27 protein-coding genes are annotated in these 20,480 nt (G+C 54.9%); 15 read left to right on the forward strand and 12 right to left on the reverse strand.

What is annotated here, in order from left to right; all coding sequences use genetic code 11:
• Positions 1 to 10 precede the first annotated feature (10 nt).
• The 3 genes from ebsA (at position 11) to BL107_RS05080 (ending at position 2,052) form a co-directional block, all read left to right on the forward strand.
• The gene (ebsA, locus tag BL107_RS05070) at positions 11 to 280 is read left to right on the forward strand and encodes a type IV pilus biogenesis protein EbsA (RefSeq protein WP_050749829.1); all 270 of its coding nucleotides are present in this window, start codon (positions 11 to 13) and stop codon (positions 278 to 280) included.
• 124 nt (positions 281 to 404) lie between these two features.
• Positions 405 to 1,502, forward strand: coding sequence for a phosphotransacetylase family protein (locus tag BL107_RS05075; RefSeq protein ID WP_009789205.1), 1,098 nt, complete (start codon positions 405 to 407; stop codon positions 1,500 to 1,502).
• Positions 1,503 to 1,533: 31 nt separating this feature from the next.
• Entirely contained in the window at positions 1,534 to 2,052 is a 519-nt protein-coding gene (locus tag BL107_RS05080; protein WP_009789206.1) for a hypothetical protein, read from the forward strand.
• Here BL107_RS05080 and BL107_RS05085 read toward each other — a convergent pair whose 3' ends face one another.
• The gene (locus BL107_RS05085; protein ID WP_009789207.1) at positions 2,053 to 2,505 is read right to left on the reverse strand and encodes an MAPEG family protein; all 453 of its coding nucleotides are present in this window, start codon (positions 2,503 to 2,505) and stop codon (positions 2,053 to 2,055) included.
• A 56-nt stretch (positions 2,506 to 2,561) separates the two neighbouring features.
• Here BL107_RS05085 and BL107_RS05090 point away from each other — a divergent pair, with 56 nt between their 5' ends.
• Positions 2,562 to 3,059 carry a YajQ family cyclic di-GMP-binding protein gene (locus BL107_RS05090; RefSeq protein ID WP_009789208.1) on the forward strand — a complete coding sequence of 166 codons (498 nt, stop codon included), beginning with the start codon at positions 2,562 to 2,564 and terminating at the stop codon, positions 3,057 to 3,059.
• Positions 3,060 to 3,208: 149 nt separating this feature from the next.
• On the opposite strand, the gene BL107_RS05095 is transcribed toward BL107_RS05090, so the two are convergent.
• Together BL107_RS05095 and BL107_RS12890 are read right to left on the reverse strand one after the other, a co-directional pair.
• Positions 3,209 to 3,442, reverse strand: a complete 234-nt coding sequence (locus tag BL107_RS05095; RefSeq protein WP_009789209.1) for a hypothetical protein — start codon at positions 3,440 to 3,442, stop codon at positions 3,209 to 3,211.
• A gap of 158 nt (positions 3,443 to 3,600) precedes the next feature.
• Positions 3,601 to 3,744 carry a hypothetical protein gene (locus BL107_RS12890; protein WP_198002323.1) on the reverse strand — a complete coding sequence of 48 codons (144 nt, stop codon included), beginning with the start codon at positions 3,742 to 3,744 and terminating at the stop codon, positions 3,601 to 3,603.
• A gap of 370 nt (positions 3,745 to 4,114) precedes the next feature.
• Here BL107_RS12890 and BL107_RS05100 point away from each other — a divergent pair, with 370 nt between their 5' ends.
• Positions 4,115 to 5,119: a glycosyl transferase family 2 gene (locus tag BL107_RS05100; protein ID WP_037988123.1), complete on the forward strand. Its 1,005-nt coding sequence runs from the start codon at positions 4,115 to 4,117 to the stop codon at positions 5,117 to 5,119.
• Positions 5,120 to 5,180: 61 nt separating this feature from the next.
• On the opposite strand, the gene BL107_RS05105 is transcribed toward BL107_RS05100, so the two are convergent.
• Positions 5,181 to 5,444 (reverse strand): hypothetical protein, encoded by a 264-nt coding sequence (locus BL107_RS05105; protein ID WP_009789212.1) that lies wholly within the window; start codon positions 5,442 to 5,444, stop codon positions 5,181 to 5,183.
• Between the two features lie 37 nt (positions 5,445 to 5,481).
• Here BL107_RS05105 and BL107_RS05110 point away from each other — a divergent pair, with 37 nt between their 5' ends.
• Both BL107_RS05110 and BL107_RS05115 read left to right on the forward strand, forming a co-directional pair.
• The gene (locus BL107_RS05110; RefSeq protein WP_009789213.1) at positions 5,482 to 5,877 is read left to right on the forward strand and encodes a phosphoribosyltransferase; all 396 of its coding nucleotides are present in this window, start codon (positions 5,482 to 5,484) and stop codon (positions 5,875 to 5,877) included.
• A gap of 4 nt (positions 5,878 to 5,881) precedes the next feature.
• Positions 5,882 to 6,349: a nucleoside 2-deoxyribosyltransferase gene (locus BL107_RS05115; protein ID WP_009789214.1), complete on the forward strand. Its 468-nt coding sequence runs from the start codon at positions 5,882 to 5,884 to the stop codon at positions 6,347 to 6,349.
• An 84-nt stretch (positions 6,350 to 6,433) separates the two neighbouring features.
• On the opposite strand, the gene BL107_RS05120 is transcribed toward BL107_RS05115, so the two are convergent.
• Positions 6,434 to 6,901, reverse strand: coding sequence for a hypothetical protein (locus tag BL107_RS05120; RefSeq protein WP_009789215.1), 468 nt, complete (start codon positions 6,899 to 6,901; stop codon positions 6,434 to 6,436).
• Positions 6,902 to 6,950: 49 nt separating this feature from the next.
• Positions 6,951 to 8,252, reverse strand: a complete 1,302-nt coding sequence (gene hemL / locus BL107_RS05125) for a glutamate-1-semialdehyde 2,1-aminomutase (RefSeq protein ID WP_037988773.1) — start codon at positions 8,250 to 8,252, stop codon at positions 6,951 to 6,953.
• Positions 8,253 to 8,389: 137 nt separating this feature from the next.
• On the opposite strand from hemL, the gene BL107_RS05130 reads away from it, so the two are divergent.
• Entirely contained in the window at positions 8,390 to 9,841 is a 1,452-nt protein-coding gene (locus BL107_RS05130) for an FAD-linked oxidase C-terminal domain-containing protein (RefSeq protein WP_009789217.1), read from the forward strand.
• Position 9,842: 1 nt separating this feature from the next.
• On the opposite strand, the gene xth is transcribed toward BL107_RS05130, so the two are convergent.
• Positions 9,843 to 10,691, reverse strand: a complete 849-nt coding sequence (xth, locus tag BL107_RS05135; RefSeq protein ID WP_009789218.1) for an exodeoxyribonuclease III — start codon at positions 10,689 to 10,691, stop codon at positions 9,843 to 9,845.
• 53 nt (positions 10,692 to 10,744) lie between these two features.
• Between xth and BL107_RS05140 the strand changes: the two genes are divergently transcribed.
• Positions 10,745 to 11,023, forward strand: coding sequence for a hypothetical protein (locus tag BL107_RS05140; RefSeq protein WP_037988126.1), 279 nt, complete (start codon positions 10,745 to 10,747; stop codon positions 11,021 to 11,023).
• Here BL107_RS05140 and BL107_RS05145 read toward each other — a convergent pair.
• Positions 10,998 to 11,813 (reverse strand): lipopolysaccharide assembly protein LapB, encoded by an 816-nt coding sequence (locus BL107_RS05145; RefSeq protein ID WP_156779389.1) that lies wholly within the window; start codon positions 11,811 to 11,813, stop codon positions 10,998 to 11,000. The two genes, BL107_RS05140 and BL107_RS05145, sit on opposite strands and share 26 nt — an antisense overlap.
• An 89-nt stretch (positions 11,814 to 11,902) precedes the next feature.
• Here BL107_RS05145 and BL107_RS05150 point away from each other — a divergent pair, with 89 nt between their 5' ends.
• From BL107_RS05150 to BL107_RS05165, 4 genes are read left to right on the forward strand one after another with little or no spacing between them, the layout of a single operon-like run.
• Entirely contained in the window at positions 11,903 to 12,523 is a 621-nt protein-coding gene (locus BL107_RS05150; protein ID WP_009789221.1) for a hypothetical protein, read from the forward strand.
• Positions 12,523 to 13,170 (forward strand): hypothetical protein, encoded by a 648-nt coding sequence (locus tag BL107_RS05155; protein WP_009789222.1) that lies wholly within the window; start codon positions 12,523 to 12,525, stop codon positions 13,168 to 13,170. Before BL107_RS05150 ends, BL107_RS05155 begins: the two co-directional genes overlap by 1 nt.
• Complete coding sequence (larC, locus tag BL107_RS05160; RefSeq protein ID WP_009789223.1) at positions 13,167 to 14,408, forward strand: nickel pincer cofactor biosynthesis protein LarC; 1,242 nt, start codon at positions 13,167 to 13,169, stop codon at positions 14,406 to 14,408. Before BL107_RS05155 ends, larC begins: the two co-directional genes overlap by 4 nt.
• Entirely contained in the window at positions 14,408 to 15,319 is a 912-nt protein-coding gene (locus tag BL107_RS05165) for a lysylphosphatidylglycerol synthase domain-containing protein (protein ID WP_006169782.1), read from the forward strand. The genes larC and BL107_RS05165 overlap by 1 nt, the downstream gene beginning before the upstream one ends.
• Here BL107_RS05165 and BL107_RS05170 read toward each other — a convergent pair.
• The 4 genes from BL107_RS05170 to BL107_RS05190 form a co-directional block, all read right to left on the reverse strand.
• On the reverse strand, positions 15,316 to 16,836 hold the full coding sequence (locus BL107_RS05170) for an iron ABC transporter permease (protein ID WP_009789224.1): 1,521 nt from the start codon (positions 16,834 to 16,836) through the stop codon (positions 15,316 to 15,318). The two genes, BL107_RS05165 and BL107_RS05170, sit on opposite strands and share 4 nt — an antisense overlap.
• A gap of 414 nt (positions 16,837 to 17,250) precedes the next feature.
• Positions 17,251 to 18,354 (reverse strand): GTP-binding protein, encoded by a 1,104-nt coding sequence (locus tag BL107_RS05180; protein ID WP_009789225.1) that lies wholly within the window; start codon positions 18,352 to 18,354, stop codon positions 17,251 to 17,253.
• A 19-nt stretch (positions 18,355 to 18,373) separates the two neighbouring features.
• Positions 18,374 to 18,664: a 4a-hydroxytetrahydrobiopterin dehydratase gene (locus BL107_RS05185; RefSeq protein WP_037988775.1), complete on the reverse strand. Its 291-nt coding sequence runs from the start codon at positions 18,662 to 18,664 to the stop codon at positions 18,374 to 18,376.
• 7 nt (positions 18,665 to 18,671) lie between these two features.
• Positions 18,672 to 19,259 carry a secondary thiamine-phosphate synthase enzyme YjbQ gene (locus BL107_RS05190; RefSeq protein WP_009789227.1) on the reverse strand — a complete coding sequence of 196 codons (588 nt, stop codon included), beginning with the start codon at positions 19,257 to 19,259 and terminating at the stop codon, positions 18,672 to 18,674.
• A gap of 127 nt (positions 19,260 to 19,386) precedes the next feature.
• Between BL107_RS05190 and BL107_RS05195 the strand changes: the two genes are divergently transcribed.
• Together BL107_RS05195 and BL107_RS05200 are read left to right on the forward strand one after the other, a co-directional pair.
• Positions 19,387 to 19,791: a thiol-disulfide oxidoreductase DCC family protein gene (locus BL107_RS05195; RefSeq protein WP_009789228.1), complete on the forward strand. Its 405-nt coding sequence runs from the start codon at positions 19,387 to 19,389 to the stop codon at positions 19,789 to 19,791.
• A 215-nt stretch (positions 19,792 to 20,006) separates the two neighbouring features.
• A complete protein-coding gene (locus BL107_RS05200; protein WP_009789229.1) occupies positions 20,007 to 20,417 on the forward strand; it encodes a DoxX family protein in 411 nt (136 codons plus the stop codon).
• Positions 20,418 to 20,480 lie beyond the last annotated feature (63 nt).

A 20,480-nucleotide genomic window follows, 5' to 3' on the forward strand; every position in this document is an offset into this window, starting at 1 on the left:
CCGTTGCGTCTTGTCTGACGACGCCTTACAGGTGCTTTTTGCACCCTATTGCGGTGGTTTAGCCCGCTCAGAAGCGCTTCTGGATGCGTTGAGGCTCCTCCAAGGTCAAAAGCTTGAGGGGTGCAGGCCTGTGGCAGGGGCTGACGGCCATGGATTTGTTCTCAGCTGGAGTGACGAACGGGCACCGTTGGATGTGATCCACTGCCAGCTTTTTTTCCGACACAACCGGATTCTTCGCGAAAGTTCAGTCTTCCGACGCATCAATTGGTGTCTTGGCTGATGGATTGTTCAGCATTCGTTGGTGAAAAACCTGATCTTCCAGATGCCTTTTGGTATTGGGTGCTTGTGGAGCAGAACGATGCGGTTGCAGACGCCTAGATTCATCGACGACTGAAGTGCGGTTCATGGGAACGACTTTGCTGATCGGATCATGCGAACCGTTCAGCGGAAAGTCCGCTCTTGTTTTGGGTATTGCTCAGCAGCTCAATCAGTCCGGTCATTCGATTCAATTCGGTAAGCCGCTTGCCACAAGCTTGGATTGGGATCCCAACCAAGGGCCGTTGCCCCAACCGCTCATTGACGACGATGTGCGGTTTGTTGGCGAGACCCTCGGATTTGAGGCTGATCGCTTGATGTCGTCTCTGCATCTGCTGTCTCCGACAACGGCGACGAGTCGTCTGGGTCTGGGGCAGTTGGACGCCGGAGAGGGGTTTGACCAACTTCGGCAGCAGGTGGATAACCACGATGGACTGACCCTCCTCGAGGGTGCTGGAAGCTTGAATGAGGGGCTTCTGTATGGCTTGAGTCTTCCGCAACTGGCCGAGGGGTTGGAAGCCAAGGTGGTGCTGGTGCATTTGTGGCAGGACAGCCGCAGTGTGGAGCCCCTCCTCGCTGCGAAACAGTCCCTTGGAGAGCACCTTGTCGGTGTTGTTCTGAATGCTGTAACGCCCGAGGAGGTCGATAGCTTGGAACGTCAAGTTGTGCCCACGCTTGAGAATCTTGGCCTCACGGTGTTTGGCGTGATGCCGAGGTCACCGTTGTTGCGCAGCGTCACGGTCGGAGAGCTGGTGCGGCGTTTGGATGCCCGTGTGATCTGTTGCCAGGACCGTCAAGAGCTCTTGGTTGAAACCCTGAGCATTGGAGCCATGAACGTGAACTCTGCAATGGAGTTCTTTCGTCGACGTCGAAATATGGCGGTGGTCACCGGTGCCGACCGTACGGATATTCAATTGGCGGCTTTGGAGGCATCAACACAATGTTTGATCCTGACGGGTGCTGGAGAGCCCCTGCCCCAGCTGATTAGTCGTGCGGAAGAGCTGGATGTTCCACTCTTGAAGGTTGAGCACGACACCTTGGCTACTGTGGAAGTGATTGAGCAGGCGTTTGGCCATGTGCGCTTACACGAAGCGGTGAAGGCCACCTATGCCTTTCGTCTTGTGGAAGAGCACTGCCATCTCGATCGACTGTTCTCTGCTCTGAACTTGAAAGTCCAGAACGTCTAATGGTTGCTAGTTTCCAGTGATCTCAGGCGGGATGTCGTTGGGTCAGTCATTGGATCTGCCGTCCCTTGATCGGGTCGACACGCTGGCGCAAGAACTAGCGCTGTTACAGGACAAAGGAAAGCGGCGAATCGCGATCCTCGGCAGCAGACATGTGCCGGTGGTTGCAATTCATTTGGTTGAGCTTGTCGCTCGTTCCCTCGTTCAGGAGGGCCATTCGCTGATTACGTCTGGCTCCCAGGGGGTGAATGCCGCCGTCATCCGTGGTGTCTTGGAGGTCGATCCGTCCCAGCTCACGGTGCTGCTGCCTCAGAGCTTGGATCGCCAAGCTGTTGAGATTCGAGATTTGCTCGAGCGAGTTTTACACCTGGTCGAAAAGCCCGAACAGGATGAACTGCCCCTCCCGATGGCCAGCAGTCTTTGCAATCAAGAAATTATTAGCCGATGTGATCAGCTGATTTGTTTGGCATTTCATGACAGCGAAACGTTGTTGGCGAGTGCGCGAACAGCGGAAGATATGGGCAAGGTGGTGAGCTTGCTTTACTTCGATTAATTAGTTGCCCAAAAAAGCCTTAAGCCCTTCGCTGTAAAGGATTCCGCTACACAGCAGGCCGCTAGCCCAACAGAGTCCCCTAGCGGGGGGCACATTGCCGACATAAGCCGCGATGTAGGCAAATCGAAATGCTGGATGGGCAAAAGCTGCTACGACGGCAGCCGCTGGAAGGGGACCGGAGTGTTCCACAGCAATCAAAGCAAGTAAGGCGGCGGGAGCATGCAGGGTGAAGGCTTCGAAGCTGTTTTGGTGAGCCCAACTGGCCCGTTTCCCCCACGCTGGGAAGCGATCAAACATGGCGCGTGGTGCGGCCATGTCTTTCATTTCGAAATTGGATGCTGAACGAGCTGCGCCCAGAGGAATGATGCTGGCGACGACGCTTCCACCTGCCAAAACCAAAGACCAGGCGTAGGGCGTTGCGTTTGTAGCTGTGAAAAGTTGCAGCAGCGACATGGTGTGGGCTCAGTTCCTGGCCTTTTCTAAGCTGTGAACAGCAGTGACCGTGCGCTATGGCCAGTTCGTCCTCTTTCGATGTCGTTTCTGATTTCGACCGACAGGAGCTGGTCAATACCCTTGATCAGGTGCGTCGGGATGTTTCGACCCGCTACGACTTGAAGGATTCCAAGACTGAGATTGTGCTGGAGGAAACCGAGATGGTGATTACGACAGCCAGCGACATGACGCTTCAGGCCGTTGAAGATGTGCTGCGCGCGAAAGCGACAAAACGGAAACTTTCACTGAAAATTTTTGATTTTCAGCCGCCGGAGTCTGTTGGAGGAAACCGCATTCAGCAGGTGGTGAAGCTGCGCAAGGGGCTGAGCCAAGAAATCGCTAAAAAATTGAGCAAAATCGTGAGAGATGAGCTGAAAAAAGTAACTGTTGCAATTCAGGGTGAAAGCGTTCGAATCACAGGAAAAAGTAAGGATGATCTTCAGGCAGCTATTCAATTAGTGAAAAGTAAGGAGGATGAATTAGATGTACCCCTGCAGTTTGAGAACTATCGCTAAATCTATTCAATTTTTTTGGAATAGAATAACAGGCAATGATTAAGCTTGAAAATGTTTTTTGAGCGAAGAATCCATCCTAAATTTTATTTTGTTGATGCAAAAAGAAAGGGGGTAAATACCCCATTCTTTAAAAGTGCAAAGAGCTTGGCTTAGCCCCCATTGCAATGTCGAACAGCCTGCTCATTCGACTCGCCTTGGGCAATGATTTCCGAAATGCATCCGTTGAACGTGGTGCTTTGCTGCTTGAGCGGGCAAAGGCTTAATGCAATTGCTGCAAGGGAAATGGCCGATACAACGGTGGCTGAAATTTGGATGAGACCATAGGCCAACATGGCTTTCTTTTTGCCGCCACAGCTCTGATTGGCTTGGTTGTCGTCAGACATGTTTTCTATAACAATCTAATAATCTATGAGCAAAAACTGTTCAGCCTTGATTGTGGAGGGCGTGGATAACCGCCCATAGATTGTTTCGCGCGGGAAGATGGACGATTTAAGGCAGTTCGTACATCTAGCCCGCTTTTGTTGGCTATTGGGTTAGCCCCTCAGTCGTGGTGGCGATGCTTGAGAGGAGTGTCGCGATAGGGCTGAACGCCAATCAGTGGTGGTACTTGGCGCTTTTCGTCCAAGTCCACAGCACCCATCGCATGGGCAAATGCATCACCCCACCATTGAAAAAGTGCTTTCATCACTGCTCCGGGATCACTACCAAAGTGATACACCTGTTTGATCAAGATTGCACTAGGTACTTAACCTAAGCCGAAGGCTGTCGCTCTGTTATGTGAAAGGATCTAAGTAGAAATGCCTGTATTTATTGCATGATTATTTGTTATTCTTGTTTTTGAATCTCAATTTGATGCCATCTGAAGAAAATAATTCTTGTTGAGGAGGATTGGTCCACGGTATCTTTTTTGGGAAATATATTTGCTGTACTTAGCTTATTTTGTGGCCTCTCCTGAGTCCGTGAGGAGGCGTGTGCTGGATCCTTGTGAATGTGTGTTTTGCCGGGGCTAACCACCTCAATCTCCGTGGTAGATTTTTATTCAATAGCTAGATGATGTGGCTAAAAGTTGTGCCATTGTTGTCCGTGTGTTCGATGGTGAGGCTCCTTACCTTCAATCGTTTATCGACCATCATCGTTCGATCGGTATCGAGCAGTTCTATCCTGTAATTGCGCCAGGGGGAGCACCCCTATGTCGTGAGATTTTGTCTCGAAATAAGTTAAATTTTACTGAGGTTGAAGGGCAGAAAATTGGTGCTGTTCGTGGCTTGATTAAAGAAGATTATGTGGCTGTCATTGACGCTGATGAATATTTGCATCCTGATCTCCTCCCATTCATTCAAGAGGAGAAATTTCAGTCGCTGGCCATGCCTTGGCGAATGACTGCCACCCTCTCAGATTCAGGCTTTGAATCTGGTTTGAAACGGTTTTTTGTTTTTCCTCAAATTAAGTCTGTGATGCGTACGCGCACATTGACAGGTCTGGGGTTGCATCGCTCAGGCACAAGGGGGCGCGGACGATGTTTGGATTTGAAAGAGGGCTTGCCCTTCCCTGTTCATCATTACTATCTGCGTGGTTTGGATGACCTTGTGCTGAAGGAAGGCGGTGTTGTGAAGCGCACATTGGCCAACAGCACGGGGCGAAGGAGTGTCGCTCTTGGGGGAGTGGCCGCGGCGCAGCCACTGGCTGCTTTTCCGAGTCGGCATGCAAGGGTGGCTTTCCTGTTAAGGGTTCTTGATCATCTGCCTGATCAAAAAGATCCCTATGTGCTATCAACTGATCAGGTGATGCTGGATCGATTGCGTGACCAGATGTCCGTTGATTTAGGCTTGGCTAAGGCTGAATTAAAACGGAGCATTAATAATATTTATGGGGTCTTTCGAAAGCATTCTATTTGCAATCAAATCAAGGATATTGAGAGGATTCTGGCTGCGAGTCCTAGTAAAATTAGCTATCAAAAAAGAGTGTTGCGTCAATTAAAATCCGATTATAAAGCTCGTCAGACTTGGCCTTCTCGATTGCTGAATCGTGTTGGGATTGATAATCATGTTCTCCCAGATTGATGGCATGTGAGCGGATCGGACGGCTGCCATGTTCGATCACGGGAATGGATCATTGGTGGTGTCACCTCCTATCGCCGGATCTCTCGGATGCCCGCCGTTGATCAATGATTTTGGCCAGTTCCAGCACATAGCCAGCTGTGCACCAGCGTCCATGGCTGCGGGATCGGTTTTCGACATCGGATCGGATCTCCGCGGTTTCTGCCATCAAAAGGTCGAGCTCTCCCTGCTCGAGCTCATACAGCTCTTGAAGTTCGACGTCACGCGACAGCAGGTGACTGCGGAACCACTTGCGCATCTGCTCTTGGGGAGGAATCTCTTGAATCATTGCTGCTGATCAAGCGTTGAAGTGCCATTCTCACGGCATGAAGCAACTCAACTGGGCTGATTTTGACGCCTGCGTTCAAGTCCTTACAGAGCGATATGGCGGTCGATCTTTCAAGAGTGTGTTTGGTGTCCCTCGGGGTGGCCTTTGTCTGGCCGTTGGGCTGAGTCATTCTTTAGGGCTTCCTCTTTCGACGACACCCGACAACCAATGCTTAATCGTTGATGACGTGTTTGAGACTGGACGGACGTTGAAAGGGCTCCGTGATCAATGGCCTCAGGCCACCTATGCCGTGTGGGTCAGCAAAGCTCCACCACAATGGTGGGATGCCGCTGAGGTGAGCCTGAGTTCTGAGTGGCTGTTGTTTCCCTGGGAAAATGCAGCAGCAGCCATTGCTGATGAAAGCAATTATCGCCAATCTCGTCTTGATTTCTAATTAGATGAGCCACACCATTTATTTGGCCTCGCCCTATGGCTTTTCGGAGCAGTGGAAACGACTATTGCTTCCTGAATTTGTTGATGCATTAGCTGCGCTTGGGCTGGAGGTTTGGGAGCCTTTTTCGCGGAATAGTCAAATTGATTTTGCCGAGCCTGGCTGGGCTTATCGCGTTGCGCAAAAGGATCTCCAAGATGTTCGTGATGCTGATGCGCTCTTTGCGATCGTGAACGGAACACCTCCAGATGAGGGTGTGATGGTTGAGCTCGGTGCTGCCATGGCTTTGAACAAACCCATTTTTCTGTTTCGTGATGACTTTCGGCGTTGCACTGACTCTGAGGAGTTTCCACTCAACCTGATGCTATTTGCCGGATTGCCAGAGAGAGATTGGCAAGATTTTGTCTATGAAAATATTACGGATATTGCTAGCCCAGCCAAGGCTCTTGTTCGTTGGTTGCACTCAAATGCATGAAGAGTGATTCAGGAGATTTGTTTTTGTAGCCATTATCTGATTAGACAATTCGTTGTCACCATGTGACTCGGGTAATTGCCTCAATTATGGTTGGCTGACGCAGCTTCCTTTTGCTAATTCATCCAAACTGTTGATCAATTCGCTTGATACATTCTGTTTTAATGTTGAAATATTGTGCAATTTAAATTGTAATTGTGCGTTAATTTCTAGCATCCCCTGGATGTAAAGAGTCGATCTATTTATGGCCTTAGAAGTTTCGCCGGGAGTTCGCTTCGCCATGAACCCCATGGGGGTCTCGTATGACCATGTGTAATTGATTTGTCCATACCCGATAGCTCCTGGTTGCCAGTGTCCGGATGATTGAAAATTTTCAGCCAGGATTGTGAGCCGACTATCAATCACCGTTCTTGGTTCTACTTTTGCTCCCCCTTTTTTCTGCCCCGTTAGATCCGGTGCACGAATAATGCGGAAGCTTTGATGTTCAAGCTCACGAATGCCTTGGATCGGGATTGTTAACCAGCTGCTTTCCACCGCCTCGATCGTGCAGATCAAGGCGGGAGGACTCGGAGGAATAGATGCCTGCAATGATTAAATTTGAGAACTAGCCGATGGCAGCAAAGCTCTCTCGGAAGGCGTTAATCGTTGCTTCGATGTCGGCATCTGAGTGGGCCAACGATGTGAAGCCGGCTTCGTATGCCGAGGGTGCGAGATAGACACCGCGCTCCAGCATGGCGCGATGCAGCCTGCCAAAACGCTCAGCATCGGTGGCCTTGGCCTCCTCGAAGTTGCGAACGGGACCTTCGCATAAGAAGAAACCAAACATGGCGCTAACGCTGCCACCCGTGATGGGGAAACCGGCCTCTTTGGCAGCACCTTTGATGCCGGTAATCAACCGTTCAGTCGTGGCTGCGAGCTTCTCATAACTCCCGGGTTGTTTGAGTAATTCAAGGGTCTTGATGCCCGCGGTCATCGCCAGTGGGTTACCGCTCAAGGTGCCGGCTTGATACATCGGACCAGCCGGAGACACCATCTGCATGATGTCTGCCCTTCCGCCATATGCGCCAACCGGGAGACCGCCTCCGATCACTTTCCCCATGGTGGTGAGGTCTGGTGTGACGCCAAAGTGCGCCTGGGCTCCGCCATAGCTGATGCGGAATCCAGTCATCACTTCATCGAACACGAGAAGCGCACCATTTTCTTTGGTGAGTTCCCGTAAACCCTCGAGGAAGCCTGGTTCGGGCTGAATGAATCCAGCATTTCCAACGATGGGTTCGAGGATCACGCCGGAGATGGCATCTGGATTCTCTGCGAACAGCGCTTTAACGGCCTCGAGGTCGTTGTAAGGAGCCGTCAGGGTGTTGGCTGTGGTGCTGCGAGGAACACCAGGGGAATCGGGAAGTCCAAGGGTGGCGACGCCGGACCCTGCCTTCACCAAAAACATGTCGGCATGGCCGTGATAGCAGCCTTCGAACTTGATCACCTTGTCGCGACCCGTGAAGGCACGCATGAGGCGAAGCACGGCCATGCAAGCTTCGGTGCCGCTATTCACAAAGCGGACCATCTCGACGCTGGGAACAGCATCGATCACCATTTCAGCGAGGGTGTTCTCGAGGGCGCAGGGGGCACCAAAGCTGGTGCCCTTTTCAATCGCTTCCTGGAGAGCGCTAATCACTTCGGGGTGGGCATGGCCGCAAATGGCGGGCCCCCAGCTCCCGATGTAGTCGATGTATTTATTGCCATCGACATCCCAGGCATAGGGACCCTTGACCCGATCGAACACGATCGGCTGACCACCCACAGACTTAAACGCGCGCACTGGAGAGCTCACTCCACCGGGCATCAGGCCCTGCGCTGCGCCGAAGATGGCCTGGGAGCGGCTGGTGTTCAACGTAGGTGTTGTCACAGGAACCGACGCCAAGAGGCAAATGCAAACCGTGCATCATCCTGACCCAAGAACGTCCACATGCGTCTGTTCTGTGTCCCAATCGCGGCAGATTGCCCGTTCGACCTGCCTAAGGTTGCTTTATCTGGAGGGATGGCATGTCCTACGACTGGTCTGCTCTGGAGAGGGATCTCCGCCGTCTACTTCCCGCCCGTGGGGTCGTTTCGAAACGTCAGGAGTTACTGAGTTACGACTGTGACGGTTTGACACTGGAGCGCCAATGTCCACCGTTGGCGGTGTTGCCGGAAACAACGGAGCAAGTCGCTGCTGTTCTTGGTTGTTGCCACGCCCACAGCATTCCTTTTGTGGCGCGGGGTAGTGGAACGGGTTTGTCGGGAGGGGCTTTGGTGGATGAGGAGGCACTGCTTGTGGTGACGAGCCGGATGCGCAACGTGCTCGAACTGGATTTGGCAAACCACCGCGTCACCGTGCAGCCAGGGGTGATTAACAGCTGGGTCACCAGGGCTGTGGCAGGTGATGGGTTCTATTACGCCCCGGATCCTTCCAGTCAAGTGGTCTGCAGTATTGGCGGCAATGTGGCTGAGAATTCTGGTGGTGTGCACTGCTTGAAATACGGGGTGACCAGCAATCACGTGCTCGGTTTGGAGGTGGTGCTTCCCGATGGCAGCGTCACCCAGCTCGGTAATGGCTTGGCCGAGTCCCAAGAGCTCGATTTGCGCGGCGCGTTTATCGGCAGTGAGGGCACTCTTGGGATTGCTACCGCAATCACGCTTCGTTTATTGCGAGCGCCGGAGTGCGTCAACGTGCTGCTCGCTGATTTCGAAACGATGGAGGCTGCTGGTGAAGCGGTGCGGGCCGTAACGGCAGCAGGTTTGCTGCCAGCCGGGATGGAAATCATGGATAACGTCACCATCAATGCAGTGAATGATTTCTTCGGGTACGACGAATATCCGCGGGACGCTGCGGCGGTGTTGCTAATTGAACTTGATGGCCAGGAAGCGGAGGTTCAGGCTTCCGCTGAACGGGCTGAGCAGCTGTGTCGTGGGGCTGGTGCTCGCGGACTGCGTCGAGCCGAAGATCCAACCGAATGTGCGGTGCTTTGGAAAGGGCGCAAATCCGCGTTCTCGGCAGTGGGAAAAATCACCCCCACCTACTACGTGCAGGACGGTGTCGTCCCCCGAAGCAGCCTTCCGTTGGTTTTGGCGGCGATCGAACGACTCAGCCATGAGCATGGTTTGCCTGTGGCCAATGTGTTCCATGCGGGTGATGGCAATTTGCATCCGCTGATCTTGTATTCCGCTGCGGAGCCCGAAGCCGAACAGCGGGTGAAAGATCTCGGCGCAGCAATTTTGAAAGAGTGTCTTGCTGTGGGAGGAAGTATTAGCGGCGAGCACGGCGTCGGTGCCGACAAACGCTGTTACCTCGATTGGATGTTTGAGCCTGAGGATCTACACACCATGGGTTTGTTGCGACGCGCTTTTGACCCGGATAACCGAGCGAACCCTGGCAAGGTTCTTCCCACCCCACGCACGTGCGGTGAATCTGCGAAGCGTTCCGTGACGCTTCAGTCCACTGTCGAGCTGTTTTGACTCAAAACAGCAAGTCGTCGTTCTCGTTGTGGCCGTCCTCGTCGTCGTCGCTTGGTGGCCAATCCAAATCAACACTCACGGGAGCGTGGTCGCTGGGTTTGTCGTTGCCCCGCACGGATTTGTGGATCACACAACTGCGGGCCAAACCCAACAACTCGTCGCATAGATAAATGTGATCAATCCGCCAGCCGCGATCTCGATCCCATGCGCCGCTGCGGTAGTCCCACCAACTCCAATGCCCTGCATCCGGTTCGAAAACCCGAAAGACATCCTGTAGGCCGTTAGCAAGTGCCATTTGCAGCGCTTGACGTTCGGCATCGCTTGCCATGATCCCGCCACTGAGGCGATCGGGGGCATGCATATCTCTGGCTTCGAGAGCGATGTTGAAATCCCCAACGACGCAAAGAGGCTCACCCCGCTTCAAGGGGTGTTCCAGATAGCGCTTGAGGCACTTCAACCACGTGAGTTTGTAGGGATATTTGTCAGACGTCAGGCTGGAGCCATTGGGCACATAGAGATTCACAACGCGAACCCCATCAATCAACGCGCTGATGACGCGCTTCTGCTCTCCCAAGTCAAGCGCTTCTGGATCCTTCTCGAGTTCTCCAACGAATCCGTAGCGCACGTCATCAAGGGGGGCACGACTCACCAGTGCGACACCGTTGTAAGACTTTTGCCCATGAAAGTTGACCCGCCATCCTTTGGCCTCAAAAGCTTTTGAGGGAAACAGTGGGTCATCCACTTTGGTTTCCTGCAAGCAAAGCAAATCTGGTTGAGCTTGCTCGAGCCAGCTCAGCACTTGATCCAGGCGTGATCGCACTGAATTCACATTCCAGGTTGCGATCCGCACGGCTGCTCAGCAATGAACTTGACGCTTAGCATCCGCCAAACCTCAATTTGCCGATGTCTCGCCGTTGTGCGATGCCTCTGTTGGCCATCGTTGCCCTGCTGCCGGTTGTCAGTTTCCCGGCCGTCGCTCAGATGGGGAGTGCCTATGAGACGCCCCAAGAGCGTCAGATTTACAGCCCGGACTCCGCTGGATCCGCTGGTGGCAGTGTGCTCGATGCGACCAACCCCATGGACCTCCTGAACCGGATCCGTCAGTCCAGTGCAATGGACGATGCCACACCCCCATCCGATGCGGTGGATGCAGCACTCAAGGCCTATCAGCAGCAGCCCTAGGCGTTGGACGTGTCGGTTTTATGGGGTCCAGACGGGCTGCGCTTAACCCCCATCTCACCGCCAATTGGTCGATTAAGTCGGCATTTTCCCCATCCGCGGCTCGGCCTTGGCGGCGTCGTGCCTCTTGTAGGAGCGCTTGAACGGCCTCAACCTCTCCTTCATCGCGTTTCATTAACGCCAGGGCCAAGGGAGGACGGATGTCAGCAGGTGATTCATTGGCGAGCTGTCCATAGAGCTGTTCCGCTACCTGGGGTTGTCCTTTAAGGCGCAGCGCGTCGGCCAGTAATAAACCCAGCTCTAAACGGGTTCCGGGTTGTTGGCCGTTAAAGCGTTTTTGCAGATCATTTAGGGCTTGCTCTCCATTGCCATTGGTTTGCTCGACCAACAACAACAACTGCAGCACTTGGGCATCGAGTGGATGCAAACTCAGCAGTTGCTTGAGTTCGCTCACGGCCCCATCGATGTTGCCCGTCAGCCGTTGAAGATCAGCACTCAGCAAGGCGAGATTGAGAGAGCGAGGTTGCTCCGCAAGCCAAGGCTGGAGTACCAATAAAGCGTCTTCAAAACGACCTCGGGCCAGGAGACGTTCCAGCAGTTTGCGACGGGTGTTTGGGGTCAGCTCCTCCTGCGCCTCCAGGCGATCGAGGAGCTCCTCTGCCTGGAGATCGTCATTGGTTTGATTGCCTAAAGCAGAGGATTGGGTCGTGAGCGATGCAGCAAGACTCCACCCCAAAAACGAAGCACTGACAAGGGACAGGCCCAGCAGGAGCATCCGTGTTGGGCGAGGCATGGACCTGAATCAGTGCCGCCAGTCTGAGGCGATTGCTGAGAGCTGGCTACAGTCACCACACGGATTTTTGCACCGCCCGGACCAGCTCAATGCGCGCCCATCCGATTCCCCCTGTCACCGAGCCGTTGCAGTTCCGGGCCATCGGTCTTGTTCGCGGTACCTACACCCCGACAGACCCCGATCAAGTCACGCGTGGCGTGCTGACCGATTCCAATGGCCTTGAACTTGAAACCGTTGTGCTTGGAAGGGTCTTAACCCTGATGCGCCGTCATCTCGCCATGGATCACCCCCATCTTTGGGTGGTGTATCCCCGTTGTCGGGATAGTGAACACCTCCACCTCCAGATCGCGGGTGTTTGGGAACCAAGCACCCTTTCCCCGGATCAAAACGATTTGGACGACACGCTTCCGCAAGGTGACGACTACTTCTCCATTCGCGGAGAATTGATTTATACCAAGCCCGAAACGGGTGAGATGGTGGTCAAAGTGCGACAGCTCCCGCGTCCCGATGGCAAACGTCCATTGCCATTCAAGGTGTCGATCAAAGGGGAACTTCCCCTTGAGCATCTGCGCCATTTCGTGAGCTTCGATCTTCGTCGTCAGGGTCAAGAACTCCATTTGGAGAACCATGAGGTGATCGCACCGATGCCGACTCGTGGCGGTAAATCCAAGGGTGGCCGGGGAGCGGCTACCACCCGCAGCAGCCGTTGATGGCAGAGCAGGGTCAGGGCTCCACAAGCACCTTGCGGGCCGGTTTGGTTGTGGCAGGGATTACCGGACTTGGTGCCTTCGGCCCTGCGATGGGCTTGTCGTCTGCCTGGATTGTTGTGTTCGTTCTGGGCGGCTTGATCGCCTTCAGCGTCGATGCAGCGAGTTGGCAAGGCATGGGGGGGCACATCTTGGCGGAAGCCCTGCCGGGCGGGCAGGAGCGCTTGCGCCGAATTGCAGTGCATGAAGCGGGACACCTTTTAGTAGCCGAAACGGAGGCTTTGCCCGTTCAGCGGGTGTTGGTGGGAACGCTCGCTTGTGTCCAGGCAGGGCTGGCGAGTAACGGTGCCACGGAATTTGTGGTTCCTGAAAGCGTGCGAATGACCCTCGAGGATTTGCGTCGCTGGAGCCGAGTCCTTCAAGCGGGTATTGCCGCAGAAAAGTTGGTGTTCGGTAAGGCCCGTGGTGGTGCTGACGATCGGGCTCTCCTTGGCCGCCTCTGGGGAATGTCCGGTCATGACGCCAATACAGCGCAACGGGAGCAACGCCGCGCCCGTCGCGAGATCGAGCAACAGTTACGTGACCAGCGCGATGAACTTGACCAACAGGCGATAGCTCTGTTGGAGACCGCCCCACGCCTGGCGAGATGACCACGCTTTGGGTCGATGCCCCAACCGGTTTGGCGGGAGACATGCTTTTGGCAGGTCTCCTCGACCTTGGTGTTCCGATCTCGGCGATCGAGGAGCCGCTCAACAGTTTGGGGCTAGCTGGTCGTTATCGCATTGATGTCGTGGAAGCGCGCAGTGGCGGCCTGCGCGGGCAGCGGGTCAGTGTGACGGGATTGGAAGCCCAACCTCCCCATCGTCACTGGGCTGATATTCGACAGCAAATTGTTGAGGCGCCTCTCTCAACTGCTTTAAAGGATCGAGTCTTGGCGGTGTTTACAGCTCTCGCTGAAGCTGAATCAACCGTGCACGGCTCGTCGGTTGAGTCTGTGCATTTTCATGAGGTGGGTGCTGTCGATGCCCTTGTCGATGTGGTGGGGGTTTGTGCGGCGCTCGACCAGCTCAATCCGTCACGGATTTGTTGCTCTCCTCTGCCCGCTGGACGAGGCACGGTTCAGACAGCCCATGGCCTTCTCCCTGTGCCAGTGCCAGCTGTGTTGGAGCTTGCTCGCCGGCACCATGTTCCGCTCCTCCAGAGCCCCCATGCTCCTGAGGGGGAGCTGGTGACTCCGACAGGTCTTGCCTTAATGGCCGTTTGGGCTGATGGCTTCGTGCCGCCAGCCCGAATCACGCCAGCGTTGGTGGGTATCGGCTTAGGACACCGCGAGTTGGATCGCCCTAATTTGGTGCGGCTGCTGCTCGACACCTCTGATCAACAACTCGCTGATCAAGAACTTGTCGATCAAGAGCTAACGGATGCTCCGCGATGGCAGCCCCTTGTTGTTCAGGAGGCATGGCTGGATGACGCCACGCCAGAGGATCTGGCCTTGCTCTTAGAACGTCTGCGGGAGGCAGGGGCCGTTGACGTGGCAGCCCACCCGTTGGTGATGAAAAAGGGACGATCTGGCCATGGGGTGATCGCTTTGGTGGAGCCGGACGTAGCAGAACGGCTGCGGCAGGTGTGGTTCAACGCCGGCACCAGCATTGGTGTGCGGGAACGTCTTCAGGGCCGCTGGTTGCTCCCACGCCGGATCGGATTGCTCGATACTCCTTGGGGCAGGCTTCCCGCCAAGCAAGTCAAGCGGCCCGATGGTCGTTGCACGGTGAAACCCGAGGCCGATGATTTGGAGTTGATGAGTCGCCGCACCGGATGCTCGTTGGCGGAGTTGCGGACGGCGGTGGTGGCGGCTCCATTCATCAGCGATGCGGACTGGAGTTGGTGATGGGCAAATGGCGGTCGCCAAAGTTGTGGATCACCCTGGCGAGCCTTGCATTTATTGGTGTGGCTCTCGTTCAACAGAGTGCCCAATTGCGCCAGCAGAGCTTGGATAGCCAAGGCTGGTGGTGGTTGGTGCTTGGGCTTGGGCTCACCTGGCTGAGCATCTTGATGAATGGCGTGGCCTGGCGCGTGGTGTTGGGGTGGCTTGGTTCTGTGCCGGACGACCTGGCGGTGGTGCCGTTGTTTGTTCGCAGCAACCTGCTGAAGTATTTGCCCGGAGGCATCTGGCACCTTGTGGAGCGTGTGCGTTCGCTTCGACCCTCTATGGGAGGGGGGCCAGCTTTGGCCGGGGTCATCCTTGATCCCCTACTAATTGTGGCGGTATCTCTACTAATGCTGATGGCCGGTGGATGGCAGAACGGGCTGGTTTTGTTGGCTCCCATCCCGGCGTTGCTGCTTCTGCCACGCTGGCGAGAGCCAATTCTGGAGCGGTTAGAGCGATCGAAAGCGACGCAGCTTCAGACGGCTGGGGATTGCCCACTCGAGGTTGAGGGCAGTGGTCGCATGGGATATCCCTGGTCGCCTTTTGCTGCCGAAATGATGTTTGTGCTGTGTCGCTTTTCTGGGTTTTATTGTTGTGTTCAAGCCTTTGATCTGGCCCAGCCTGTTCCTTCGCAGTGGCTCGCAGCCTTTGGCTTGGCCTACGCCGTTGGTTTGGTCGTGCCGGGTGCTCCCGGTGGGTTGGGTGTTTTTGAAGCCACTCTGCTGCTGCGACTTGGCGGAGCTGTGGCTGAAGCTCCACTGTTGGCGGTGGTGCTCAGCTATCGACTGATTTCGACGCTGGCTGATGTCTTGGCGGTTGGATCGTTCCGTGCCGATCGCCAGATCGTTGAATGGTTTGCCCGGCGGACTTAATCCTGAATTGATCTCCTGTTGGAGCTCTGATCCAGGGTCGGTACCAGGGCCATTGACGCAATCAGACCTAAGACCAAGATCATCAAAGCCGGGAGCAGAGCTTCTGCCAATCGCTCGTCGCTCGCGTATTGATACACCCGTACGGACAGGGTGTCGAAGTCAAAGGGACGCAATGCGAAGGTGAGTGGAAGCTCTTTGATCGTGTCGACAAAGACCAAGAGGAGTCCAACGGTCATCGGTCCGCGCAGAAGCGGCAAATGAATTTTGCGGAGAACCTGATGCCAATCGAAGCCCATCCCTGTAGCGGCCTCATCAAGATTGGGACTGATGCGTTCCAAAGCTGCATCGAGGCCGCTCTTGGCGACGGCTAAAAAGCGATCGCTGTAGCCCCACAGCAACAGGGCGAGAGGGGCGATTTGCCAGGGTGCTCCAGTGAGGAGAAGGGCAAGCGCTAAAACCGTGCCAGGGATGGCGTAGCCCATGCCTGCCAGAAACGTCAGGCTGCGCAACCAGGGTGCAGTGCTCCAGCGTTTCGCAATGGCCAGCAACACCGCTGCGCCGACGGCAAGAATCGCCGCGGCTAAAGCAAGAAACAGGCTGCGCAAGCTGAGCTGGAGTAAGTCGTTGGTGAAGTTGGTTTGGAGTTGATCCAAATTGGTGAGCATCCAAAACAGAGGAGTCCCGAGGCTCAGGAGCGGAGGAATCACTGCGAGTAATTGGGCCGTTAGGGCACGAACCCCTTGCAAGGGCCAAGCCGTGGCATCCCCACCGGCAACGCCGTCACTCCAGCGGCGGCTGCGTCGGCGCAGTCGCCGCTCCCCCATCACAAGACTCAGCACGATCACCAGGGTGATGAGCGCAAGGCTGATCGCACCCGTGGGATTGCCATCGGCTTGCCAGGCTTCAAGAATCCCCGCAGACAGGCTTGGGATGCCCAGTAGTTGAACGGCACCTAGCTCATTCACAATTTCCATTCCCATCAAGGCCACGCCAGCGCCAATGGCAGGTATGGCGATGGGCAGTGCAACCCTGCGGAAGGCGGCCCAAGGCCCCACCCCCAAGCTCCGACAAGCCTCCAGCTGCCGCCGTCCACTCATGGCAAAGCTTTCAGTGCTGAGGAGAAAGACATAGGGGTAGGTCGCCAGTGCCATGACCACGACTCCCCAGCCGAGGCCATGGATGCGCCAACCCTGGCGACTTCCGAGGTCGACCAAGGTGGCTGAGAGGAGATAAGCCGGTGTGGCCAATGGGATTAGCTGCGCAATACGAAGCCATCGCCGTCCAGGGAAGCGGCAGTTGATCAGCAGCCAACCGTTAGCTGTTCCAATGACGGTTCCAACGAGGGCGCTTCCGAGGAGCAGGGACAGGGTTCCACGGATTTGACGGCCTCCATCTGGTCCGAGGCTGCCCAACCCGTTGAACAGACCTTGCAGCCCTTCTGAGATGAGGTTGAACAGTGGCCATATCGCCAGTAGGGCGAGAGCGGCGGCTAATCCAGCCAGTACTTTCCGGCTCATGGCTCGAGCAGGCTTCTGTGGTCAGGATCTGTGTTGTCGTTGCCTCTGCGAGGCAATTCGGCTTGGTTGCTCATCTCATCCGATTCGGCACACGTTGACTCAGACCCTGCTCAGGCTTTGCGAATGGTTTGTCTTGACCCGCTGCGCTTCGCCGACATAGATAAAAAAAAGCCCCACGGGTGTGTGGGGACTCTGAGCTGCTCAAAATGGGCGGGTCAGTGCTGGTTCCGACGGACTGGGATTGGGACCAAAACGGGCTGTCTTAAGCCGCCACCACTGTTGTCATCGTCTGAGTCGGCTAATAGCCACAACAGAAAGCTTGTGATTAACAGGAGTGAAACAAGGACGAAGGGCTCAGCCATCAAAGTGTCTTGCATGCGCGCACGATAGTCGGCTTTTTTGCCTCGTGCCTGTTCAGGAAAAACCCTTTCCAGCATCCTTGGCGACACACTCCTGCAATTGTTGGCGCAGCAGATTGTGGTCGAGGTTTCGGCCGATCAACACGAGTTGGTTTTTTCGATCACCTGTCCATTCGGAGTCGTCAATGGAAAAACGCTTACCAGCGAGGTGAAAGACATGGCGCTTCTCGCTTTCGTTGAACCAAAGAATGCCCTTCGCCCTGAACACTTCTTGGGGCATCTGATTGTCGAGAAAATTTTGAAATTTCCGCAGAGCAAAAGGTCCATCGCTTTGGAATGACAGGGATGTGAATCCTTCGATTTCCAGATGATCGGCATGGTCGTGCCCATGGCTGTGGTCGTGCCCATGGCTGTGGTCGTGCCCATGGCTGTGGTCGTGCCCATGGCTGTGGTCGTGCCCATGGCTGTGGTCGTGCCCATGGCTGTGGTCGTGTTCAGAATCTTGGCTGCTGTTCTTGATCTCGGTTCCAACGACCTTGTCGGATTCAAAGAGGCCGACGCTCAGCATCAGCGGGAGGGGCACATCTCCTTTGACGGAGCGCAAAATCCGTGCGTCATTTTTGACGTCGCGCAATTGTTGTTCGACGCTTTGGAGGCGATCCTCCGAAACCAAATCGCACTTGTTCAGAAGCAAAATATCTCCATAGATCACTTGAGATCGCCCCACTTCTGTGGCGAGCACGTCATCGTCAAAATTTTCAGCATCGATCAGGGTGATAATCGAATCGAGGCGGGTTTGATCGCGAAGCTCGCTCCCCAAAAAGGTCATGGCCACGGGTAGTGGATCCGCCAACCCCGTGGTTTCCACCACGATGTAATCCATCGGTTCCGGACGATCAATAATCCGTTCGACGGCTTCCATCAGCTCGCCATTGATCGAGCAACAGACGCATCCATTGCTCAGTTCGACCATCTCCTCACCAGTGGTCACGATCAAGTCATTGTCGATGCCGATCTCGCCAAATTCGTTGACAAGCACTGCTGTTTTCACACCCTGCTGATTGCTCAGGATGTGATTCAGCAGTGTGGTTTTACCTGCACCAAGGAAGCCACTCAGGATGGTGACGGGCACCCCGGTTGGGGCAGGGGCGGTGGTCATAACGCGAGCTGTTCTGAGGTCATGCTGGCAGCAGATCGTCGATTGCAGAGGCCAGCTCCTCGTCAAGGCTGCTGAGCCCACCAAGGTCGTGGGTGGTGAGCTCGATCGTCACTCGGTTGTAGACGTTGCTCCAATTTGGATGGTGATTGCGTGCTTCCGCTAACAGAGCCACTTGGGCCATGAATCCGAAGGCCTCAACGAAGTTCTTAAAAACCAATTGGCGCTGAAGGCACGTGTTGATGACTCTCCACTGCGGAAGTCGGCTTGCCAAGGCCTCGATTTGATCCTGATTCAGTCGTTGTGCAGTCATCATCGAATCAGTGGGAATGCCCATCCTGGCTTGGTTTGTCCGCGAGGTCATGGAGACGGTCGACAAGAAAGTCCACCTCGGTTTCCACCCCTCCATCGCTTGCCCAAGCTTCGGCGTCGTGGCGGGATTGAATGGCCTCGTTAATTCGAAGGGTTTCCCTTGCGAGGGGTTGTTCTTCCCCCATCAAATGACAGGCCACCGTTCGTTGATGCGGGGCACTGCGGTGCTCCCAGAGGTATACGGCCTGCCAAGTTCCTAATACCAGGCGACCATCTTGAACACTCAGGCTCAGGGTTTGGCTCGTCAGGGCGGTGCGGATGTGGGCTGGCATGTCATCGGCGCCTTCGTCGTTATGGACATAAGGACGACTTTCTGGCACCACATCCGCCATCCAAGCCTCGAGGTCTTGAAGAACCCGTGGATCGGCATTCTCATTAATCGTGAGGCTGGCGCTTGTGTGGAGGCAGGTGAGATGCAGCACACCTTGGTGCAATCCAGTGGTACGCAGCCAAGTATTCAACGACCGATCGATACGGGTGAAGCCTCGGCCTGGGGTCGATAGGTCCAATTGATGCAGAACCTGGCGGAGGGGCATTGGTGTGGCCTGAGGACAACGTCGTTGAAGTTTGGAATGGGTCTGGCCTCGCCGCACCGCCCCCAAGATTGGTGGCCACGTTTGTCCTCGACTTTCGGCCAACGTGGGGATGCCTTGTGTTCTCAGCATGTCCAGTTCTGATCAGTCGGATCTCACATTGCTGTTCGACGGTGGATGCCCATTGTGCGTCCGAGAGGTTCGCTTCTTACGCGGCCGTGATCGCCATCAGCGCATTGCATTTGTCGATATCGACGCGCCGGATTACGACCCCACGGCTTATGCAGGTATCAGTTATCGAACGGCGATGGGGCGGATCCATGCCTTGAACTCGAATGGGGATGTGCTCCAAGACATTGCCGTGTTTCGAGAGGCCTATCGCCTGATTGGATTGGGCTGGTTGTATGCCCCCACCCGCTGGCCGTTCGTTGCGCCTTTGGCAAATCTTGCCTACGGGTTTTGGGCGTCAAGGCGACTGCAATGGACCGGTCGGTCGGACTTGGACACTCTTTGCCAAGACCGCTGCGTTCTCTGATGAAGAAATGGGGAAAAGAAGCATCGACAAATTGCTTTGCTCCTGAGCGATTTCCCCGAATTAAATTTAGTTAGTGACGTCATCTTCGATGGGACAAATTGAGCATTATTTTTTGTTGATGTCTGGGCTAAGACCTCGGCTTTGAACATGGCGCTCACCAGTGGCGCGTCGGGTTCGGATCGGCTACCAAACCTTCAGCCCCTACGCCAATTCTTTTGAACCGTTCCATCAGTTTTTCGAGGGCTCTTGATCGTCTGGGCCGCATTTGTATTGCTGCGCTGTTCGTGAACGCGTTGCCTGGAAAAATGAGCAACTTTTCTGGGACCGCTGCTTTCATTGCATCGAAAGGAATCCCTGAGCCGTTTTCTAGCGCTCTCTTGGTTTGCGCCATCGTGGTTTTGATTGTTGGCTCTGTGTTCTTGGTTTTTGGGGGCAACACGATTTTTGGAGCTTCGTTGTTGCTGATTTTTCTTGTCCCTACAACCCTGATCTTTCACACCAATCCCCTTGATCTTCAGCATTTATTCACCAACCTTGCGGTGATTGGAGCGCTGATCTTGGCGATTACGCGCTCGACTGGCGGCTCTGTACCTAGTTTCCGCTCCTTAAGAGCCAGACGCCGCTGATTGGGATGGTCTCCTTTTCCGTCAGAGCATGCGCCCCAATCGTCATGATGGTCAAAGTTTTTA

It is taken from the genome of Synechococcus sp. BL107, assembly GCF_000153805.1.
Lineage (GTDB): Bacteria > Cyanobacteriota > Cyanobacteriia > PCC-6307 > Cyanobiaceae > Parasynechococcus.

What these genes read in the sequence shown, in the direction of transcription:
- BL107_RS05130 (WP_009789217.1), top strand. Translation starts at nt 8,390, where the DNA reads ATGTCCTACGACTGGTCTGCTCTGGAGAGGGATCTCCGCCGTCTACTT.
- BL107_RS05115 (WP_009789214.1), top strand. Translation starts at nt 5,882, where the DNA reads ATGAGCCACACCATTTATTTGGCCTCGCCCTATGGCTTTTCGGAGCAG.
- BL107_RS05155 (WP_009789222.1), top strand. Translation starts at nt 12,523, where the DNA reads ATGGCAGAGCAGGGTCAGGGCTCCACAAGCACCTTGCGGGCCGGTTTG.
- BL107_RS05165 (WP_006169782.1), top strand. Translation starts at nt 14,408, where the DNA reads ATGGGCAAATGGCGGTCGCCAAAGTTGTGGATCACCCTGGCGAGCCTT.
- BL107_RS05150 (WP_009789221.1), top strand. Translation starts at nt 11,903, where the DNA reads ATGCGCGCCCATCCGATTCCCCCTGTCACCGAGCCGTTGCAGTTCCGG.
- BL107_RS05090 (WP_009789208.1), top strand. Translation starts at nt 2,562, where the DNA reads ATGGCCAGTTCGTCCTCTTTCGATGTCGTTTCTGATTTCGACCGACAG.
- BL107_RS12890 (WP_198002323.1), bottom strand. Translation starts at nt 3,744, where the DNA reads ATGAAAGCACTTTTTCAATGGTGGGGTGATGCATTTGCCCATGCGATG.
- BL107_RS05110 (WP_009789213.1), top strand. Translation starts at nt 5,482, where the DNA reads ATGAAGCAACTCAACTGGGCTGATTTTGACGCCTGCGTTCAAGTCCTT.
- BL107_RS05085 (WP_009789207.1), bottom strand. Translation starts at nt 2,505, where the DNA reads ATGTCGCTGCTGCAACTTTTCACAGCTACAAACGCAACGCCCTACGCC.
- BL107_RS05180 (WP_009789225.1), bottom strand. Translation starts at nt 18,354, where the DNA reads ATGACCACCGCCCCTGCCCCAACCGGGGTGCCCGTCACCATCCTGAGT.
- BL107_RS05075 (WP_009789205.1), top strand. Translation starts at nt 405, where the DNA reads ATGGGAACGACTTTGCTGATCGGATCATGCGAACCGTTCAGCGGAAAG.
- BL107_RS05195 (WP_009789228.1), top strand. Translation starts at nt 19,387, where the DNA reads ATGTCCAGTTCTGATCAGTCGGATCTCACATTGCTGTTCGACGGTGGA.
- BL107_RS05145 (WP_156779389.1), bottom strand. Translation starts at nt 11,813, where the DNA reads ATGCCTCGCCCAACACGGATGCTCCTGCTGGGCCTGTCCCTTGTCAGT.
- BL107_RS05190 (WP_009789227.1), bottom strand. Translation starts at nt 19,259, where the DNA reads ATGCCCCTCCGCCAGGTTCTGCATCAATTGGACCTATCGACCCCAGGC.
- BL107_RS05095 (WP_009789209.1), bottom strand. Translation starts at nt 3,442, where the DNA reads ATGTCTGACGACAACCAAGCCAATCAGAGCTGTGGCGGCAAAAAGAAA.
- BL107_RS05140 (WP_037988126.1), top strand. Translation starts at nt 10,745, where the DNA reads ATGTCTCGCCGTTGTGCGATGCCTCTGTTGGCCATCGTTGCCCTGCTG.
- BL107_RS05170 (WP_009789224.1), bottom strand. Translation starts at nt 16,836, where the DNA reads ATGAGCCGGAAAGTACTGGCTGGATTAGCCGCCGCTCTCGCCCTACTG.
- BL107_RS05185 (WP_037988775.1), bottom strand. Translation starts at nt 18,664, where the DNA reads ATGACTGCACAACGACTGAATCAGGATCAAATCGAGGCCTTGGCAAGC.
- BL107_RS05080 (WP_009789206.1), top strand. Translation starts at nt 1,534, where the DNA reads ATGTCGTTGGGTCAGTCATTGGATCTGCCGTCCCTTGATCGGGTCGAC.
- larC (WP_009789223.1), top strand. Translation starts at nt 13,167, where the DNA reads ATGACCACGCTTTGGGTCGATGCCCCAACCGGTTTGGCGGGAGACATG.
- BL107_RS05105 (WP_009789212.1), bottom strand. Translation starts at nt 5,444, where the DNA reads ATGATTCAAGAGATTCCTCCCCAAGAGCAGATGCGCAAGTGGTTCCGC.